Here is an 18,750-nt window from a genome sequence, read left to right as displayed (position 1 = left end):
TGCCAGCAGAGCCCCCAATCGAGCTACATCGTCCAGAACAGCACCGCCAACAGTTGCGGAGACATAATGCGCAGGAACATCGCCAATGGATACACCGTGGCATAAGACAGCGCCGCCGCACCACAGGTAGGATGCAGGTTATTGGCAAAAGCCAGCGCTGGCGGATCGGTCATCGAGCCAGCCAGCATACCGGAGAGCGTCAGGTAGTTCATCTTGCCCACCATCCGCGCCAAAACCCCTACAGTGATCAGTGGGATAGACGTGATCAATACACCATAGCCCACCCACGCCATCCCTTCGCCATGCAGCAGAGTATCGATAAAGTTACCGCCCGACTTCAGGCCGACAACGGCTAAAAACAGCACGATCCCCAGCTCACGTAGCGCCAGGTTGGCACTCGGCGGCATAAACCAGTACAACTTGCCGATGCTACCGATACGCCCGAGGATCAGCGCCACCACCAGCGGGCCACCGGCCAGCCCTAGGCGCAATGCCGCCGGGAAACCGGGAATAAACAACGGGATGGATCCCAGCAGCACCCCCAGGCCGATCCCGATAAACACCGGCAGCATCTGCACCTGTTGCAGCTTCTGCTTGGCGTTACCGACGATCGCCGCCACGGCTTCGATCGCCTCTGGCCGCCCGACCAGGTTGAGAATATCGCCGAACTGCAGCGTAACATTGCTGCCGGCCACCAGCTCTACCCCGGAGCGATTGAGGCGCGAAATCACCACATCGTATTTCTGCTTCAGATTCAGATCGCGGATTTTTTTACCCAACACCTTTTCGTTGGTGACCACCGCGCGCACCACCTGCAGCGCCGTACCCTGCGTGGAGAGCGAAACGTCCACCTCCTCACCAATGACCAAGCGGGCGTTTTCCAACTGTTCACGCTTGCCGACCAGGTGCAGGAAATCCCCCAGTTCCAGCTTCTCCTGCGGAGCGGGTACCATCAGCAAATCACCGCGCTTAAGGCGCGAACAGATAATGTCGTCACTGTTGAGCAGCGGTACATTTTTGATCGCCATGCCATGCAGGTTAGGGTTGCGCACCGCCACGTTCATGGTCTGCAGCAGCTCGCTATTGCCCAGGCTGCTTTCGAACTCCCGCGCCTCCTTCTCAATATTGATGCGGAAAAACAGGCGGATCAGCCACATCACCAACAGAATGCCGCAGATGCCGAACGGATAGGCCATCGCATATCCCATGCCCATGCGATTAACCAGAGCCGGATCGGAACCCAGATCGGTGAGGATTTGCTGCCCGGCCCCCAGCGCCGGAGTATTGGTGACCGCACCGGAGAACACACCAAGAATGATCGGCAGCGGCACGGCAAACAGCTTGTGCACGATCGCAGCGACCACCCCGCCTACCAGTACCAGCAAAATGGCAAAGCCATTCAACCGCAAGCCGGATACACGCAGGGACGAGAAGAAACCTGGGCCAACCTGAATACCGATGGTGTAAACAAACAGGATCAGACCGAATTCCTGAATAAAGTGCAGCATGTCGCCGTTAAGGCTGATTTGATAAGTCTGGGCAAAATGCCCGACGATAATCCCGCCGAACAACACCCCACCAATCCCCAGCCCAACGCCATACACTTTCCAATTACCGATCCATAATCCGAGAATAGCCACCAACGCCAACATGCTGACGGTCAGGGCAATATCACTCATACGTCACATCCTTACCTCAAGTTTAACAATCGGTCTGTGGCTATATCCCCATCGCCGTTCAAGCTGCCACTTGAAATCCACAGAGTATAAATACTTAAATATCATAAGGGATTCTGACATAAGGAGGAGGGGGGTAATGTGGGTTGTACCACAGAATGCAACGGGGGAAGCCCGAATGGACTTCCCCCGTGAGTTTTTCTTTTTTTTCAGCCGGTTATTTAGCTTCTAACCCCGGCGTACTGCCGATGCTGATGTGTTGTGGCTGCAAGGCTTCCGGTACGTGGCGCACCAGATCGATATGCAGCAGGCCGTTTTCAAATTTGGCTTCGGCAACCTGCAGGTGTTCTGCCAGGGTAAAGGTCAGGGTGAACTCTTTAAACACTAACCCCTGATGCAGATATTCCACCTGTTTTTCCTGTGGTGCCGGGTTGCCGCGCACGGTGAGGCGCGGGCCTTCTACTTCAATATCCAGTTCACTTTGTTTGAACCCGGCCAGTGCCAGAGAAATGCGATAGTGGTTATCGTCACTTTTCTCAATATTGTAGGGTGGGAATCCTTGTGGTTCCTGGCCCCCCATTGAGCTGGCGAGCTTGTCAAAGCCGATCCATTGACGCAGAAGCGGGGATAAATCGTAATTACGCATGGTATTAACTCCTTCCAAGAAGCGAGATGATATTGTTTTGCCCCCTAACGGCAGGCAGATATAAAAATTATTTAATTTCGATCCGGCGCGGTTTTAATGTTTCCGGCACGATGCGCTGCATATCGATATACAGCAACCCGTTTTCCAATTTGGCCCCTTTAATTTGAATATGTTCGGCCAGTTGGAATTTGCGCTCAAAATTGCGCTCGGCGATGCCTTGATATAAATAGGTTCTCTCTGCAGGCTCATTCTTGTGGGCCCCACGGACAATCAGCAGATTGTCATGCGTGGTGATCTCCAGTTCCTGCTCGGCAAACCCGGCAACCGCAATCGCGATGCGATAATGATTTTCATCCACCAGTTCAACATTATAGGGGGGGTAACCACCATTGCTCTGGCTTTGGTTTGCTTCAAGCGCATTGAACAGGCGATCAAAACCAATCGCAGAGCGGTATAATGGGGAAAGATCGAAATTGCGCATAAACAGCCTCCTAAGGCACTTCAGCGAGGTTATTAATAAGCCCTCCACCATGGACAGACTCAATTTTTCTGGCCCAAACTCCCTGACGGCAAGTTCTTAATTTGGCCTCAACCAGTAAGTGGGGTTTGATTTTTTCATTTCAACCATTGATGAATAAAAATTTGCCCATTGGAAACGACGGGGATGGGTTTATCACATACAATATAGGTTGCCGCCAAGTGATAAATCAGAACGCTTGTGCGGCCAACAACGCTGTAGCTTCGATGGATTAAGCAAATTTAAGGGAAACCGTACCCTTCTGGATGGACTGATGAAACCTCTAAAAGTGATAGCGAGTTGCATGTTGTTGACCACCAGCGGCTGTTCCAGCGTGATGAGCCACACTGGGGCCGATCAGGGATACTATGCTGGCACGCGCGCCAATGTGGATATGATGAAAAGCCATGACACCAGTTGGGCCATGATGCCACTGCTGGCGATTGACCTGCCGTTATCGGCGGCGATGGATACTCTGTTATTGCCTTATGATTACCTGCGCTCAGGCAAAGATAAAACCGCAGAATCACCCAAGGCACGCATCCAACATGATGAAGAGCAGAATCAGGCCACCAACAAGAATCCTGGCCAGGGTATGCCCACGCCTTCTCACTGATTACATTCCACTGCGGGCCGTCTGGCCCGCAATCTAGATTGTCACCGTAAAAATCTGGCTGAACCCTTCAACCTCGCGCATAAACGCCACCTGCTTGCCGTCTGGTGAAAGCACCACCGCCTCTCCCAGCGGGGGTTGCGGAGTTCGTGGCGTCAGGCGCTGCATGTTGCCGTCGTTCAGGTCGCACAACATCACGCTGTTGTCGCACACTAAAGCAATTTTCACCCCCTGCGGATGCCAACTGAACGCCGACTGAATAGGGTGTACGCCTTTTGTCACCTGATGTGGCTGGCCGCCATTCGGTGAGATGGTCCACAGTTGCACCACACCGCGCTCATCCTGCATCAGAAAGGCGATGGAGCTACCGTCCGGGGAACTGCGCAACCAGTGGCGCGGCGCGGTCACCACCCCTGGATAACGCCGCTGGCCGGTAAAGGTCAGCCGCCGCTGCTGCACCCCAAGCGGTGGCGCGGGCAGGGTACTGTCGGTGCCCTGCAGCGGCGCACCACCGGCTTTGGCATAATCGGCATCGTTTTCAGGCAGATCGACCACAAACACTTCCGGCAGCTTTTCACCCTGCGTAGAAAGCGTGTCGCCAATAAATGCCAACGCCCAGCGCTGGCGGCTGCCATCGGCTTTCAGATACCCTTGCTGCCCAATCCAACCTTCTTCATAAGCACGATTGATCTGATCGCTACCCAGCTGCGGGGTTGGCGTGGTTGAACTGACCAGCACACAATAGTGGCTGCCGTCATACTCGCGCGGGTGTTGCTTGGGTGGATTCACACCATGCAATGGCACCGCAACGCCGACATTGCGCAGATCTAACGCTGGATCGCGTTCGTGCATCACGTGATCGTTATAGGTAAAGCTCAGGCGGCTGCCGTCCGGGCTGAACACGTGTACATGCGTGCCGCCGCGCAAGGCTCCCGGGGTATAAGGGGCGGTAATATCCATCGCATCCAGCGTAACCGCCAGTTCACGATCCGGCTCGCAAACAATCACGCCGCGACGATGGTGAAAATCATAATGCCAATAGCTGTCCGGGTGTTCAGGCCCATGAATAAACGCATAGCGTGCCGGTGCATCCGGGCTGACCGTCACCACTCCCACGTGTGCTCCATGCTGTGCCCGATACACCACTTCAACTTCACCACTCACCACATTCACACGTTCAATAGTTAACCCGGTAAAAGAAGCGCCGTTTGGGCGCACATCGTAAGCCAACCACTGGCTGCATGGCGTCCAGACGTTAATGTTGGTCAGTTGATGGTTGCGCAGAGCAAACGTCAGTTGTTGTTCCCGGTGGCTCATGGCGGCTCCTGTTTGTATGCGGTAAATGTCATTTAACGTATGGTTTTTTATTCAGGACAGATAGAGTAAAAGTACATGATCATAAATATTGCCCTCTCCAGAGTTTACAACCACCTGAAAAATTAAAGGAATTGGTATGAACAGCTTGTTTGATGAAATTGTCTCAGCGCACCAACTGTTACGCCCACAGGTTCGCGTTACGCCTTTGGAACGCAGCGTCCTGCTTTCACAACAACTGGGTTGTGAACTGTACCTGAAGTGCGATCATCTGCAGCATACTGGCTCATTTAAATTTCGTGGAGCCAGTAACAAACTGCGCCTGTTGAGCGAGCAACAACGTCAACAAGGCGTTATCGCGGCTTCCACCGGCAATCATGGCCAGGCGGTTGCGTTAGCCAGTAAACTGATGGGCGTTAATGCCACCGTGTATGCACCTGCAACCGCCGTTGCCATCAAGCTGGAAACCATTCGCGCCCTTGGCGGCCAAGTAGAGTTGGTCGCGGGTGACGCCTTGAATGCCGAACTGGCCGGGGAGCGAGCCGCCCGTGAACAGCATAAAAGCTATATTTCCCCTTACAACGACCTGCAGGTCATAGCCGGTCAAGGCACCTGCGGTCTGGAGATGGTGGAGCAACAGCCCGATCTGGATGCGGTGTTCATTGCAGTGGGTGGTGGCGGCTATATTGCCGGTATCGGCAGCGTAATGAAGCGATTGTCGCCGAAAACACAAATTATTGCCTGCTGGCCAGAAAACGCCACCAGCATGTATAGCGCGCTGGAGGCCGGGCATATCCACCCGGTGGAAGAGCAGGAGACGCTGTCTGACGGTACCGCTGGCAGCGTTGAGCCAGGCGCTATCACGTTCCCGCTGTGCCAACAGGTGATCGACCGCAAAGTGCTGGTTAGCGAACAGGAAATCAAGCAGGCGATGCGCATGATTGCCGCCAGCGATCGCTGGATTATTGAAGGGGCTGCCGGTGTGGCGCTGGCGGCAGCCTGCAAGCTGGCCCCCGAGTTTCAGGGTAAAAAAGTGGCCGTGGTGCTGTGCGGTAAAAACATCGTACTGGAGAAATACCTGAAGGCTATTAACGATAAGAATCATCAATAATTGCTATGTTTAAGCCCTCTCCCCAAAGGAGAGGGAGCTAATGCAGCCAGTCATCAAACATTCAGCACAAACTGCTCTATCGCACGCGCCACGCCGTCTTCGGTATTGGTGGTGGTCACAAACTGGGCGATCGCTTTCAGTTCGGGAATAGCGTTGCCCATCGCCACGCCAACCCCGGCGTATTCGATCATCGCAATATCGTTGCCCTGATCGCCTAGCGCCATCACGTTTTGCTGTTTGATGCCGAGGTGATCCGCCAGCATTTTCACCCCAGCGCCTTTATCTACCCGCTTGTGCAAAATCTCCAGGTAGAAAGGCGCGCTTTTCATGATGGTGTAACGATCCAGCGCTTCAGCTGGCAAGCGGGCAATGGCCTGGTCCAGCAACTCGGGTTCGTCAATCATCATCACTTTCGGGAAGCGGATCGCCCGATCCATCTCTTCCACGCTGCGGTATCTCAGTGGGATACCGGTCATGGCCGCTTCGTGAACGGTGTATTTGCCGATATTTCTGTTCGGCGTATACAGAGTATCGAAGTCAAACGCCTGGAAATGAACGCCAAATTCGCGCGCCATCTGCTCAAAATAGAGATAATCCTCAAAACCGAGCGTTTCCTGCAGAATGCAGGCACCATCTGCCGCTTGCAGCACCAACGCACCGTTATAAGTGATACAGAAATCACCACTGCCCTGAATATCCAACTGACGCAGATAGTCCTGCACGCCCACGTAAGGCCGCCCGGTGGCCAGCACCACATGCACCCCTTTGCTGCGCGCTGCGCTAATCGCCTGCTTTACCGCTGGCGTAATCTGGTGCTGCGGATTAAGCAGCGTGCCATCCATATCAATTGCAATCAGTTCAATGGTCATTCAAGCCTCTCCTCTCCCAGTGGTTTTCTCGATGCTAACGCGTTTCAGCTTGCCATATCAGCGCTCAAAACGGCATAAAAAAATCCGCGCGGGCGAACCGGCGCGGATTTTTAATCACTCATTAACGCGTTAGATATCGATATTTGCCGCTTTCAGGGCATTTTCTTCGATAAAGGCACGGCGTGGTTCAACCGCATCACCCATCAGGGTGGTGAACAGTTGATCAGCCGCAATCGCATCTTTCACGGTCACACGCAGCATACGGCGCTGCTCTGGATCCATGGTGGTTTCCCACAATTGCTCTGGGTTCATTTCACCCAAACCTTTATAACGCTGCACCGACAGGCCACGGCGTGACTCTTTCACCAGCCATTCCAGCGCCTGCTCGAAGCTGTCCACCGGCTGACGACGCTCACCGCGTTCGATATAGGCGTCTTCTTCAAGCAGCCCGCGCAGTTTTTCACCCAACTGGCAGATCTTGCGATATTCACCACCGTGGATGAAATCGAAGTCCAGCTCATAATCGGTATCTACACCGTGGGTACGGATGCGCAACACCGGTTCAAAGATCTGACGCTCAAGGTTTTCATGGATCACAAAACTGTAGCTGCTGCCATGCTGTTCGTTATCGTTCAGCAATTTAACCAGTGATTCAATCCAGGCTTCGACTTTAGCGCGATCGGCCAGATCGGCACCCTGCAGCGTTGGCTGGTAGATCAGGTTATTCAGCAACGCACGCGGGTAACGGCGCTCCATGCGGCCAATCAGCTTCTGTACGCTGTAGTGTTCTGCCACCAGCTTTTCCAAGGCTTCACCGGCCAAGGCCGGGGCAACTTCGTTGGTGTGCAGCGTCGCGCCGTCGAGCGCAATGGCGATCTGGTACTGATCCATCGCTTCGTCGTCTTTGATGTACTGCTCTTGCTTGCCTTTTTTCACCTTGTACAACGGCGGCTGAGCGATAAACACGTGGCCACGTTCGATGATTTCTGGCATCTGGCGATAGAAGAAGGTCAACAGCAGCGTACGGATATGCGAACCGTCGACGTCGGCATCGGTCATGATAATGATGCTGTGATAGCGCAGCTTGTCCGGGTTGTATTCGTCACGGCCAATGCCACAGCCCAACGCGGTGATCAGCGTCGCCACTTCCTGTGAAGACAGCATTTTGTCGAAGCGGGCTTTCTCGACGTTGAGGATTTTACCCTTCAACGGCAGAATCGCCTGGTTCTTGCGGTTACGCCCCTGCTTTGCCGAGCCGCCCGCCGAGTCCCCTTCCACCAGGTACAGTTCAGACAGCGCCGGATCGCGCTCCTGGCAGTCCGCCAGTTTGCCCGGCAGGCCAGCCAGATCCAGTGCGCCTTTACGGCGGGTCATTTCACGTGCTTTACGCGCCGCTTCACGGGCACGGGCCGCATCAATAATTTTACCGACTACGATTTTGGCATCTGATGGATTTTCCATCAGGTAATCCACCAGCTTCTCGTTCATCAATGATTCAACTGCGGTTTTCACCTCAGAAGACACCAGTTTGTCTTTGGTCTGTGAAGAGAACTTGGGATCGGGCACTTTCACCGAAACCACCGCAATCAGCCCTTCACGCGCATCGTCACCGGTCGCGCTGATCTTGGACTTTTTGCTGTAGCCTTCTTTATCCATGTAGGTGTTCAGGGTACGGGTCATCGCCGCGCGGAAACCGGCTAAGTGAGTGCCACCGTCACGCTGTGGGATGTTGTTGGTAAAGCAGTAGATGTTTTCCTGGAAACCATCGTTCCACTGCAACGCCACTTCCACACCGATATCGTCTTTCACGGTCGAGAAGTAGAACACCGTTGGGTGGATAGGGGTTTTGTTTCTGTTCAGGTATTCAACAAACGCCTTGATACCCCCTTCGTAATGGAAGTGGTCTTCTTTGCCATCGCGCTTGTCTTTCAGGCGGATAGAAACACCGGAGTTCAGGAACGACAACTCACGCAGGCGCCGGGCCAGGATGTCGTACTCAAATTCGATGTTGTTGGTAAAGGTCTGATAGCTCGGCCAGAAGCGCACGCTGGTGCCGGTTTGTTCGGTTTCACCGGTCACTGTCAGCGGGCCCTGCGGCTCACCGTGGCTGTAAGTCTGCTGGTGCACTTTGCCTTCACGGCGGATCACCAGCTCCAGCTTCTCGGACAAGGCGTTAACCACCGAGACACCCACGCCGTGCAGGCCGCCGGAAACTTTATAGGAGTTGTCGTCAAATTTACCGCCAGCGTGCAACACGGTCATGATGACCTGCGCCGCAGACACCCCTTCCTCTTCGTGAATACCGGTTGGGATCCCACGGCCATCATCCTGTACTGAAACAGAGTTATCGGCGTGGATGGTCACCTGAATGTCACTACAGTGGCCAGCGAGTGCTTCGTCGATAGCGTTGTCCACAACCTCGAACACCATGTGGTGCAGACCGGTGCCGTCATCAGTATCGCCGATATACATGCCTGGGCGCTTACGCACCGCGTCCAGCCCTTTTAATACCTTGATACTTGAGGAGTCATAAGAATTCGACATCAACGTTTCTCGCTCATTTTAGTCCTGTGGTTGAACCTCTATTTTACCCTGTTCCACGCGGAACATCTTGCCCTTTTCACCCACCATGTCGGTTACTTGTTCAGCGCTGACCGCGCTGACAAAAACCTGAGCCTGGGTGGCTTTCAGGCGATCGGCCAGCAACCGGCGACGGCCAGTGTCCAGCTCGGAGGCAAAATCATCAATCAGATACAGGCAACGCCGCCCGCTCTGGCGGGTGAGAAACTCACCCTGCGCCAAGCGCAATGCGCACATCAGCAACTTAAGCTGACCGCGCGATAACATATCCTCTACCGGCGTGCCTTCGGCACGAATACGGAAGTCCGCTTTATGCGGCCCCAGTGCGGTATAGGTTAACGCCCTGTCGCGCTCAAACTGGCGCTCCAGCAGCTCTCCGTAGTCGCTCTCTTTGTCCCAGCCGCGCTGGAAAGAGAAACTCAGGGCAAATTCGGGCAAAAACTGCGCGCAGGTCGCGGTGATATCCGCGGCAATTGCGTCACTGTAGGATGCCCGCCATTCGCTGATGCGCTCGGCCAACGGGATCAGTTCCTGATCCCAGGCGCGAATCTGCGCATAGCGGCTGACCTGGCGCAGCGCGGCATTGCGCTGCTTCAGTAACCTTTTCAGGTTGCTCCAGGCGGTGAAAAAACCGGGTTCATTATGAAAACAACCCCAGTCCAGAAAAGCGCGCCGGTACTTCGGCCCGCCATTTAGCAGAGTGAAACCTTCCGGGGTGATCAACTGCATCGGCAATAACTGGGCCAGCTCAGCCACTTTGTGGCCATCACTGCCATCGATACGCACTTTGCTGTCACCCTGGCGGCTCTTGCTTAATCCTACCGACAACTCGCGTTCAGCACCTTCGATCCGGCCATGCAGCACGAACTCCGCCCGATCGTGGCGGATCACCCGCCCAGCCTGCAAGCTGCGAAACGCGCGCCCGTGGCCAAGCGTATACACCGCCTCCAACACGCTGGTCTTGCCACTGCCGTTGGGCCCCACCAGGAAGTTAAATCCCGGCGCGGGTGCCAGATCGGCGGCTTCGATATTACGGAAATCTTTAATCAGTAAGCGCGTTAATGCCATGCCAATCCCATTACCAGGAAATCTAAGCGCGATGTCAGGGCGTTATCGGCACAGACAGTTTACGTGCGGCAAGCCGCACAGCCACCGGAGCGTACACAAAGTACGTGAGGATGGCGAGCACTGCCCAAACGTAAAATGGCAAGCCAAGATAGCCCGGACATAGATCACAGCCGCATGGGCATGACAACATAGGCCGCCGCCTGACTGGCACCGTCTTCGATCTGCACGCTGGAGACCGAATCGGTCAGCAACAGGCGCACATCTTCACACTTGAGCGCATTCAGCACGTCCAGCACGTAGCTGACGTTGAAACCAATCTCCATCTCGGTACCGTCGTAACTGACGTCGAGGATCTCTTCCGCCTCTTCCTGTTCCGGATTATTGGCGGTGATCTTGAGCTGGTTCTGGCTGACGTACAAACGCACACCACGGAACTTCTCATTCGACAGAATGGCCGCGCGCGCAAACGCCTGCTTGAGCAAGTCGCAGCCTGCTTCCAAAGTTTTGTCGGGGTTCTTCGGCAATACGCGGCGATAATCCGGGAAACGGCCATCAACCAGCTTGGAGGTGAAAATAAAATCCCCCACATGGGCGCGAATATTGTTGCTGCCGATCTGCAAGCGCAGCAGCGTATCACCGCCATCCAGCAGGCGTACCAGCTCCATCACCCCTTTACGCGGCACGATCACCGAATGGGTTGGCAACGGCTGGCCGATCGGCATTGCACACACCGCCAAGCGGTGGCCGTCGGTCGCCACGGTGCGCAACTCTTCCCCTTCGGTTTCAAACAGCATACCGTTCAGGTAATAACGCACGTCCTGATGCGCCATCGAGAACTGGGTGGCTTCGATCAGGCGCTTCAGCGTCGCTTGCGGCAAGGTGAATTCGACTTCGCTCTGCCAGTCATCCAGGTTCGGGAAGTCCGCCGCAGGCAGCGTAGACAGTGAGAAACGGCTGCGACCAGAACGCACCAGCATACGCTCGCCTTCAAGCTGCACGCTAATCTCGGCACCTTCCGGCAAGCCACGGCAGATATCAAAAAATTTACGCGCGGGGACGGTGGTCGCACCCACTTCATGGGGCTGAGACAGGGCAACGCGCGCCACCATCTCCATCTCCAGATCGGTACCTGTCAGTAGCAGGGAACCTTCCGTCACCTGCAGCAGCAGGTTACCCAGAATCGGCAGCGTCGGGCGGCCCCCCAGTGGGCTGCTCACCTGTTGCAGCGGTTTTAGCAGATGCTCACGTTCAACGATAAATTTCATATGCGCTATGACGACAATGTTCTGATTAAGTTGGAGAAATCTTCTTTGATGTCGTGACTTTCCTCACGCAGCTGCTCAATCTTCCGGCAGGCGTGCAACACCGTGGTATGGTCGCGACCACCAAACGCATCGCCGATTTCTGGCAGGCTGTGGTTGGTGAGTTCTTTCGCCAATGCCATCGCCATCTGGCGCGGGCGGGCAACCGAGCGCGAACGCCGTTTGGACAGCAAATCCGCGATTTTGATTTTATAGTACTCCGCCACCGTCTTCTGAATGTTGTCGATGGTGACCAGTTTTTCCTGCAATGCCAGCAAATCGCGCAGCGCTTCGCGCACGAAATCAATGGTAATGGCACGGCCAGTAAAGTTTGCGTTGGCGATCACCCGGTTCAGTGCGCCTTCGAGCTCACGCACGTTGGAACGCAGACGCTTGGCAATAAAGAACGCCACTTCGCCCGGCAGACGGATATCGTTCTCGTCGGCCTTTTTCATCAGGATCGCCACACGGGTTTCCAGCTCTGGCGGTTCGATCGCCACCGTCAGGCCCCAGCCGAAGCGGGATTTCAGACGATCCTCAACGCCATTGATCTCTTTCGGATAACGATCCGAGGTCAGGATGATCTGTTGATTACCTTCGAGCAACGCATTAAAGGTATGAAAAAACTCTTCCTGCGAACGCTCTTTGTTGGCAAAAAATTGAATGTCATCGATCAGCAATGCATCAACCGAACGGTAGTAACGTTTGAACTCTTCAATCGCGTTGTTCTGCAGGGCCTTGACCATGTCCTGCACAAAGCGTTCCGAGTGCATGTAAACCACTTTGGCATTGGCTTTACGTGCCATGATGCCGTTACCGACCGCATGCAACAGGTGGGTTTTACCCAGACCAGTGCCGCCATACAGGAACAGTGGGTTATATGCCCCACCAGGGTTATCCGCCACCTGACGGGCAGCAGCACGCGCCAGCTGGTTGGACTTACCCTCGACAAAGTTGTCGAAAGTGTGCTTGGGGTTAACGTTGGAACGGTATGAAAGCTCGGGAGGCGGTGCTGCGTTGTCCCAACTTGGGCGCGATGGCGCAGCCACACGCACCGCAGGAGCTACAGGCGCACTGCTGACGTTGGCCGTGACGGCCTGATTGATGGTTTGTGTCAGCGGTTTACTGCCCACTTCAAAACGCAGTAACGGTGCATCTGCCCCGCAGAAATCGTTCAACAGGCCATTGATATTGTTTAAGTACTTATCGCGAACCCAATCCAGCACAAAACGATTGGGCGCATACAGCGCCAGGGTATTGTCACTCAGTTCCGCCTGCAATGGGCGTATCCACATACTAAATTCTGTGGCAGGTAACTCATCCTGCAATCGGGCAAGACACTGCTGCCAAAGCGAAAGTGACACGGCGGACTCCACTCGAACAAGATCAATAAAAGAAAAGAATCAGGCTACTTTTTTATAACTCATGATTTTTGACACACGCCCGGCATCGGCTGAAAACCTGTAGGGCATGCGAACCGCCTTTCACGGTTTATGTCCCTGACGATCCCTCATTTGGGATCGCGATCGGAATAGAGGATCATAACGCAATACGCGCAAGAGATCCTCCCCTTCCTCACAGATTAGATCCATTTTATCCACAGCCATTAGTGAGTGATTGTATTTTAACCACTTACGTCCCGATACCGATAAAATCTGATTTTGTCGTGCTCGATTTTTACGACACAAATGAGTTATACCCGGTTATCCACGCAGGATCTTCGTCTTAGACACACAGGATCGTACCTGGATCCTTGCGATTTCACCCCGAGTCCGTATAATCTTCGCCCTACGTGTGATACCTGGTTCCTCAACGGTGAGTCATTTACCAGACAGGATTCTGCGGTGACCACGGGCCAAAGCGGGATCTTTTCCGTATTTGGCAAGCAACCAGGTAAGGCTATGCCCAGCAGATCTCAAGGTGCAGGTTGACTGCGACTCGAAATATGCAGGTTTGGCGCATGATGCGAATTGACTCAGGACTGTACAATTATTACAATCCCGCCTCTTTATATGCGATTGAGGTGTCGGTCGTCTTCACGCCGAGTAGCCAAACGCATTTGACTTCTCAGTAATTCATTTAAGTTTAGGTAGAAATCGCTATGAAACGCACTTTCCAACCGTCCGTACTGAAGCGTAACCGTAGCCACGGTTTCCGTGCCCGTATGGCCACCAAAAATGGTCGTCAAGTTCTGGCCCGCCGTCGTGCGAAAGGCCGTACTCGTCTGACTGTTTCTAAGTAATAAAAGCTAACCCGCTGAGTGGTTAAGCTCGCTTTTCCCAGGGAGTTACGTTTGTTAACTCCCACTCATTTCACTTTCGTCTTCCAGCAGCCACAACGGGCTGGCACGCCGCAAATCACCATTCTCGGCCGCCTGAACCAGCTGGGGCATCCCCGTATCGGTCTTACTGTCGCCAAAAAACACGTCAAACGCGCACATGAACGCAACCGGATCAAACGCCTAACCCGCGAAAGCTTCCGTTTACGTCAGCACGAATTACCGGCGATGGATTTTGTCGTGGTGGCTAAAAAAGGGATCGCGGATTTGGATAACCGCGCGCTGACGGAAGCTTTGGAAAAATTATGGCGTCGCCACTGTCGCCAGGCTCCCGCATCCTGATCGGGCTGGTACGGGCATATCAGCTCGTCATCAGTCCGCTGCTTGGGCCTCGTTGCCGCTTCCAGCCAACATGCTCTCATTACGCAATTGAGGCATTAAGCAGGTTTGGCATGTTAAAAGGCAGTTGGTTGGCATTGAAACGCGTATTAAAATGCCATCCTTTGAACCCAGGTGGCGATGATCCCGTGCCGCCGAAAACCGACGATAACAGAGAACATTAACGATGGATTCGCAACGCAATCTTTTCCTCATCGCTCTGCTGTTCGTGTCTTTCATGATCTGGCAGGCTTGGCAAACGGACAACGCTCCGCAGCCAACCGCCCAGACCACGCAACAGACTGCGAACACTGCTACCGGTGATGCTGCCAGCCAGGCTTTGCCAGCCAGTGGTCAGGGTAAACTGATTACTGTTAATACTGACGTACTGTCGCTGACCATCAACACCCGTGGTGGTGATATCGAACAGGCTAAATTGTTGGCCTACCCGGAATCTTTGGGTTCATCAACGCCATTCCAGTTGCTGGAAACCACACCGGCATTTGTCTACCAAGCACAAAGCGGCCTGACCGGCAGAAACGGCCCGGATAACCCGGCCAACGGCGAGCGCCCTCTGTTTGAAGCCACGCAAGATACTTTCACACTGGCAGATGGCCAGGATGAACTGCGTATCCCGCTGACCTTTACCGGCAAAGACGGCTCGGTGTTCACCAAGACGTTCGTTCTCAAGCGTAACCACTACGGCGTGGGCGTGGATTACACCATCGTCAACAAAAGTGCAGCACCGCTGGAACTGACGCTGTTTGGCCAGCTCAAGCAAAGCACCGAATTGCCAAAACACCGTGACACCGGCAGCAACAATTTTGCGCTGCACACTTTCCGTGGCGCGGCCTACTCCTCCAGTGACAACAAATACCAGAAGTATGCGTTCGATAAGGAAGAGAACCTGGATATCACCACGCAGGGCGGCTGGGTTGCCATGCTGCAGCAGTATTTCGCGACCGCGTGGGTGCCACAGACTCAGGGCAAAAACACCTTCTACACCGCAAAACCTGGCGATAACCTGTCCGCGATCGGCTTTAAGTCGACTCCTGTGGTGGTGCAACCGGGTGCGCAGCAGCAGTTGAGTGCCACCTTGTGGGTTGGCCCTGAATTGCAGGATAAGATGGCCGAACTGGCTCCGCATCTCGATCTGACCGTGGATTACGGCTGGCTGTGGTTTATTTCCCAGCCGCTGTTCAAACTGCTGAAGTTCATCCACGGCTTTATCGGTAACTGGGGCTTCTCGATCATCATCATCACCTTCATCGTGCGTGGCATCATGTACCCGCTGACCAAAGCGCAGTACACCTCGATGGCCAAAATGCGCTTGCTGCAGCCAAAACTGCAGGCGATGCGTGAGCGGATCGGTGACGACAAACAGCGCATGAGCCAAGAAATGATGGCGCTGTACAAGGCAGAGAAAGTGAACCCGCTGGGTGGCTGCTTACCGTTGATCATCCAGATGCCAATCTTCCTGGCGTTGTACTACATGCTGATGAGTTCGGTTGAGCTGCGCCATGCGCCGTTCATTCTGTGGATCCACGATCTGTCAGCGCAGGACCCGTACTACATCCTGCCGATCCTGATGGGTGTGACCATGTACTTCATCCAGAAGATGTCACCGACCACCGTGACCGACCCGATGCAGCAGAAGATCATGACCTTCATGCCGGTGATTTTCACCGTGTTCTTCCTGTGGTTCCCGTCTGGTCTGGTGCTGTACTACATCGTCAGTAACCTGGTAACCATCCTCCAGCAGCAGATTATTTATCGCGGGCTGGAAAAACGTGGCCTGCACAGCCGCGACAAGAAGAAGTCTTAAGCGTAGGCAAGGGGTTGCAGTTTATGCCCCTTCTGCGAAACTCAAAGGCGGTCATTCGACCGCCTTTTTGCATATTGCCAGAGAGATAACCCGTTATGAGTACCACCGATACTATCGCTGCCCTTGCCACCCCGCCGGGACGCGGCGGCGTCGGCATTCTGCGTATTTCAGGCCGCAACGCGAAAGATGTCGCCCAGGCATTGCTCGGTAAACTGCCGAAGCCGCGCTACGCCGATTACCTGCCGTTCCGCGACGCTGCAGGCGCGGTTCTCGATCAGGGCATTGCATTATGGTTCCCCGGCCCGAACTCTTTTACCGGTGAAGACGTGCTGGAACTGCAGGGCCACGGTGGGCCGGTGATCCTCGATCTGCTGCTCAAGCGCGTGCTGGCACTGCCCGGTGTGCGTATTGCGCGGCCCGGTGAATTCTCTGAACGTGCATTTCTCAACGATAAGCTGGATCTGGCACAGGCGGAAGCGATTGCCGACCTGATCGATGCCAGCTCGGAGCAAGCGGCACGTTCAGCCATCAACTCTTTGCAAGGCGCGTTTTCTACCCGCATCCACCAGTTGGTGGAAGCACTCACTCACCTGCGTATCTATGTGGAAGCGGCGATCGACTTCCCTGATGAAGAGATCGACTTCCTTTCCGACGGCAAAATCGAAGCACAGCTCAATGGCGTGATGGCCGATCTGGACAACGTGCGTACCGAAGCGCGCCAGGGCAGCCTGCTACGCGAAGGGATGAAAGTGGTGATTGCCGGGCGGCCAAACGCGGGTAAATCCAGCTTACTCAATGAGTTGGCCGGTCGTGAAGCGGCGATCGTTACCGACATTGCTGGCACCACGCGGGACGTGCTGCGTGAACATATTCATATCGATGGCATGCCGCTGCATATTATCGATACCGCAGGCCTGCGCGAAGCCAGCGATGAAGTCGAGCGCATTGGCATCGAACGTGCGTGGAATGAGATAGAACAGGCCGATCGCGTGCTGTTTATGGTTGATGGAACCACCACGGCGGCAACCGAACCCAGCGAAATCTGGCCAGAGTTTATGGCCCGCCTGCCCAGCAAGTTGCCCATCACCGTGGTGCGTAACAAAGCCGACATTACTGGCGAAGCGCTGGGGATTAGCGAAGTAAATGGCCACTCACTTATTCGCCTGTCAGCACGTACCGGCGAAGGCATCGATCTGCTGCGCGACCACCTGAAGCAAAGCATGGGGTTCACCAGCAATATGGAGGGGGGCTTCCTGGCTCGCCGCCGCCACCTGCAAGCTTTGGAGCTGGCAGCCCAACATCTGCTGCAAGGCAAAGAACAGTTAGTGAGCGCTTACGCGGGGGAGTTGCTCGCCGAAGAGTTACGCTTGGCACAGCAGGCCTTGAGTGAGATCACGGGTGAATTCACTTCCGACGATCTATTGGGGCGTATTTTCTCCAGCTTTTGTATCGGTAAGTAAGCCCCACACATCGCTATACCTCTTCCCATTTCTAAAATCCCACTCGACAGGTTGTTTTGTGGGATTTTTATTCCACAATATAAGTATATCTTATGATTTAAATATTCATAATGTGAATATTTAAGATAATTCAAATGTGTTTTATTGATGGAAAAGCTTAACGTTATGCTTAATCTCGCATTACAGCTTTTTCAGCCTCGATCATGGAGTGAATAATGACTTGTCACTTTATCCGCTGGGATACCACCTCCGAGGTTTTTAACACTCATCGGCTATCAAGCGATCTTGTTGAAAAAACGCTGAATTTCTCACATAAACGCCGCAAGCGTTTCCTGCAAGGGCGGATCCTGCTGGCTGAAATGATGTTCTATCTGTATCGCCTGCCCGTTCTGCCCCCGATTACCGCCACCCCCACCGGGCGACCGTATTTTGTCGATCCTTATTTGCCTGACTTCAGCCTGGCTTATGCGGGCAATACGGTCGGTGCCTTGCTGAGCCTGGAAGGTAAGGTCGGGCTGGATATTGAAGTGATACGCGCACGTGGCCGTAACCTGCAGCAGCAGTACCAATCCGTTACCGAGCAGGCCTGGATTGAAGAGCAGGACGATCGGCTGGAGGCAGAAACTCAGCTCTGGAGCATTCGCCAGTGCGTGTTGAAACTTTGTGGCCTGAATAATGATGGGCAGGAAACCTTACATCTTTATCCGTTTTCCGGGCATTTGCGCTCCAGCGCAGCGCCAATTGTGCATGTCATGAGCGAGGCCGGGGAGTATCTGAGTTGGGCCTGCGCTCGCACGCCAGGTTTGGAACGCCTGATTTGCTGGCGGTATGACGACCGGCTTGGATTGCGCAAAAAAAGTGAAATATCATCGCGCAATCCACCACTATCAACCCATTTTCTCAAGCTGACCAGCTTACCGGCTCGATGAGTCACCCTAATGGCGGAATATGTGAAATAAAACTTTTTTAAAGAAATTAATTCCTACATAGAATGGTAAAAGCAGATAAATTATATAGCTCGCCTATTATCTGTTGAAAATTTGCTCTACTATTTACCTGCTGTTTATTCCTTCATTTTTCAAGCAGCAGCTAAAATCTGTAGATATTAGCTGGA

17 protein-coding genes are annotated in these 18,750 nt (G+C 54.1%); 8 read left to right on the top strand and 9 right to left on the bottom strand.

All coding sequences use genetic code 11. The annotated features are described in order from the left end of the window. Positions 1-23 precede the first annotated feature (23 nt). The 3 genes from IV04_RS09340 to ibpA form a co-directional block, all read right to left on the bottom strand. On the bottom strand, positions 24-1,679 hold the full coding sequence (locus tag IV04_RS09340) for a putative transporter (protein WP_037401257.1): 1,656 nt from the start codon (positions 1,677-1,679) through the stop codon (positions 24-26). A 214-nt stretch (positions 1,680-1,893) separates the two neighbouring features. Next, positions 1,894-2,322 carry a small heat shock chaperone IbpB gene (ibpB, locus tag IV04_RS09335; protein ID WP_037401260.1) on the bottom strand — a complete coding sequence of 143 codons (429 nt, stop codon included), beginning with the start codon at positions 2,320-2,322 and terminating at the stop codon, positions 1,894-1,896. A 67-nt stretch (positions 2,323-2,389) separates the two neighbouring features. Beyond that, a complete protein-coding gene (gene ibpA, locus IV04_RS09330) occupies positions 2,390-2,803 on the bottom strand; it encodes a small heat shock chaperone IbpA (RefSeq protein ID WP_037401263.1) in 414 nt (137 codons plus the stop codon). Between the two features lie 310 nt (positions 2,804-3,113). On the opposite strand from ibpA, the gene IV04_RS09325 reads away from it, so the two are divergent. Next, positions 3,114-3,455, top strand: a complete 342-nt coding sequence (locus IV04_RS09325; protein ID WP_037401266.1) for a YceK/YidQ family lipoprotein — start codon at positions 3,114-3,116, stop codon at positions 3,453-3,455. Positions 3,456-3,488: 33 nt separating this feature from the next. On the opposite strand, the gene IV04_RS09320 is transcribed toward IV04_RS09325, so the two are convergent. Beyond that, positions 3,489-4,769 (bottom strand): DUF3748 domain-containing protein, encoded by a 1,281-nt coding sequence (locus IV04_RS09320; protein WP_037401269.1) that lies wholly within the window; start codon positions 4,767-4,769, stop codon positions 3,489-3,491. 136 nt (positions 4,770-4,905) lie between these two features. Between IV04_RS09320 and IV04_RS09315 the strand changes: the two genes are divergently transcribed. After that, positions 4,906-5,877: a threonine/serine dehydratase gene (locus tag IV04_RS09315; RefSeq protein ID WP_037401273.1), complete on the top strand. Its 972-nt coding sequence runs from the start codon at positions 4,906-4,908 to the stop codon at positions 5,875-5,877. A gap of 53 nt (positions 5,878-5,930) precedes the next feature. Here the strand turns inward: IV04_RS09315 and yidA are convergent, their stop codons facing one another. From yidA to dnaA, 5 genes are all read right to left on the bottom strand, one after another. Next, positions 5,931-6,746, bottom strand: coding sequence for a sugar-phosphatase (gene yidA / locus IV04_RS09310; protein ID WP_037401276.1), 816 nt, complete (start codon positions 6,744-6,746; stop codon positions 5,931-5,933). A 129-nt stretch (positions 6,747-6,875) separates the two neighbouring features. Continuing rightward, positions 6,876-9,290, bottom strand: a complete 2,415-nt coding sequence (gene gyrB, locus IV04_RS09305) for a DNA topoisomerase (ATP-hydrolyzing) subunit B (RefSeq protein WP_037401280.1) — start codon at positions 9,288-9,290, stop codon at positions 6,876-6,878. A gap of 18 nt (positions 9,291-9,308) precedes the next feature. Then, positions 9,309-10,394: a DNA replication/repair protein RecF gene (recF, locus tag IV04_RS09300; protein WP_037401283.1), complete on the bottom strand. Its 1,086-nt coding sequence runs from the start codon at positions 10,392-10,394 to the stop codon at positions 9,309-9,311. A 164-nt stretch (positions 10,395-10,558) separates the two neighbouring features. Then, positions 10,559-11,659: a DNA polymerase III subunit beta gene (gene dnaN, locus IV04_RS09295; RefSeq protein ID WP_037401286.1), complete on the bottom strand. Its 1,101-nt coding sequence runs from the start codon at positions 11,657-11,659 to the stop codon at positions 10,559-10,561. Positions 11,660-11,664: 5 nt separating this feature from the next. Further along, on the bottom strand, positions 11,665-13,059 hold the full coding sequence (dnaA, locus tag IV04_RS09290; RefSeq protein WP_152562852.1) for a chromosomal replication initiator protein DnaA: 1,395 nt from the start codon (positions 13,057-13,059) through the stop codon (positions 11,665-11,667). Between the two features lie 737 nt (positions 13,060-13,796). On the opposite strand from dnaA, the gene rpmH reads away from it, so the two are divergent. The 6 genes from rpmH to IV04_RS09260 all read left to right on the top strand — a co-directional run bounded on the left by rpmH (position 13,797) and on the right by IV04_RS09260 (position 18,565). Further along, positions 13,797-13,937 (top strand): 50S ribosomal protein L34, encoded by a 141-nt coding sequence (rpmH, locus tag IV04_RS09285; protein ID WP_004093983.1) that lies wholly within the window; start codon positions 13,797-13,799, stop codon positions 13,935-13,937. Between the two features lie 18 nt (positions 13,938-13,955). After that, a complete protein-coding gene (gene rnpA, locus IV04_RS09280) occupies positions 13,956-14,315 on the top strand; it encodes a ribonuclease P protein component (protein ID WP_004950547.1) in 360 nt (119 codons plus the stop codon). Next, positions 14,279-14,536 (top strand): membrane protein insertion efficiency factor YidD, encoded by a 258-nt coding sequence (gene yidD / locus IV04_RS09275; RefSeq protein WP_037401295.1) that lies wholly within the window; start codon positions 14,279-14,281, stop codon positions 14,534-14,536. The genes rnpA and yidD overlap by 37 nt, the downstream gene beginning before the upstream one ends. 2 nt (positions 14,537-14,538) lie before the next feature. Then, positions 14,539-16,176 (top strand): membrane protein insertase YidC, encoded by a 1,638-nt coding sequence (gene yidC / locus IV04_RS09270; protein WP_037401298.1) that lies wholly within the window; start codon positions 14,539-14,541, stop codon positions 16,174-16,176. A 95-nt stretch (positions 16,177-16,271) separates the two neighbouring features. Beyond that, on the top strand, positions 16,272-17,636 hold the full coding sequence (gene mnmE / locus IV04_RS09265; protein ID WP_037401301.1) for a tRNA uridine-5-carboxymethylaminomethyl(34) synthesis GTPase MnmE: 1,365 nt from the start codon (positions 16,272-16,274) through the stop codon (positions 17,634-17,636). Between the two features lie 215 nt (positions 17,637-17,851). After that, positions 17,852-18,565: a 4'-phosphopantetheinyl transferase superfamily protein gene (locus IV04_RS09260; RefSeq protein WP_037401304.1), complete on the top strand. Its 714-nt coding sequence runs from the start codon at positions 17,852-17,854 to the stop codon at positions 18,563-18,565. The last annotated feature ends 185 nt before the right edge of the window (positions 18,566-18,750 follow it).

Origin of the sequence: Serratia sp. Ag1, assembly GCF_000743355.1 — a bacterium.
In the GTDB taxonomy this organism is placed as follows: Bacteria; Pseudomonadota; Gammaproteobacteria; order Enterobacterales; family Enterobacteriaceae; genus Chania.
Note: the sequence above shows the minus strand (reverse complement) of the source record. Positions and strands in the feature narration are given on the sequence as shown.

Excerpts from the sequence above, each read along its gene's own strand:
- IV04_RS09340 (WP_037401257.1), bottom strand. The coding sequence starts at position 1,679 with ATGAGTGATATTGCCCTGACCGTCAGCATGTTGGCGTTGGTGGCTATT.
- ibpB (WP_037401260.1), bottom strand. The coding sequence starts at position 2,322 with ATGCGTAATTACGATTTATCCCCGCTTCTGCGTCAATGGATCGGCTTT.
- ibpA (WP_037401263.1), bottom strand. The coding sequence starts at position 2,803 with ATGCGCAATTTCGATCTTTCCCCATTATACCGCTCTGCGATTGGTTTT.
- IV04_RS09325 (WP_037401266.1), top strand. The coding sequence starts at position 3,114 with ATGAAACCTCTAAAAGTGATAGCGAGTTGCATGTTGTTGACCACCAGC.
- IV04_RS09320 (WP_037401269.1), bottom strand. The coding sequence starts at position 4,769 with ATGAGCCACCGGGAACAACAACTGACGTTTGCTCTGCGCAACCATCAA.
- IV04_RS09315 (WP_037401273.1), top strand. The coding sequence starts at position 4,906 with ATGAACAGCTTGTTTGATGAAATTGTCTCAGCGCACCAACTGTTACGC.
- yidA (WP_037401276.1), bottom strand. The coding sequence starts at position 6,746 with ATGACCATTGAACTGATTGCAATTGATATGGATGGCACGCTGCTTAAT.
- gyrB (WP_037401280.1), bottom strand. The coding sequence starts at position 9,290 with ATGTCGAATTCTTATGACTCCTCAAGTATCAAGGTATTAAAAGGGCTG.
- recF (WP_037401283.1), bottom strand. The coding sequence starts at position 10,394 with ATGGCATTAACGCGCTTACTGATTAAAGATTTCCGTAATATCGAAGCC.
- dnaN (WP_037401286.1), bottom strand. The coding sequence starts at position 11,659 with ATGAAATTTATCGTTGAACGTGAGCATCTGCTAAAACCGCTGCAACAG.
- rpmH (WP_004093983.1), top strand. The coding sequence starts at position 13,797 with ATGAAACGCACTTTCCAACCGTCCGTACTGAAGCGTAACCGTAGCCAC.
- yidD (WP_037401295.1), top strand. The coding sequence starts at position 14,279 with ATGGCGTCGCCACTGTCGCCAGGCTCCCGCATCCTGATCGGGCTGGTA.
- yidC (WP_037401298.1), top strand. The coding sequence starts at position 14,539 with ATGGATTCGCAACGCAATCTTTTCCTCATCGCTCTGCTGTTCGTGTCT.
- mnmE (WP_037401301.1), top strand. The coding sequence starts at position 16,272 with ATGAGTACCACCGATACTATCGCTGCCCTTGCCACCCCGCCGGGACGC.
- IV04_RS09260 (WP_037401304.1), top strand. The coding sequence starts at position 17,852 with ATGACTTGTCACTTTATCCGCTGGGATACCACCTCCGAGGTTTTTAAC.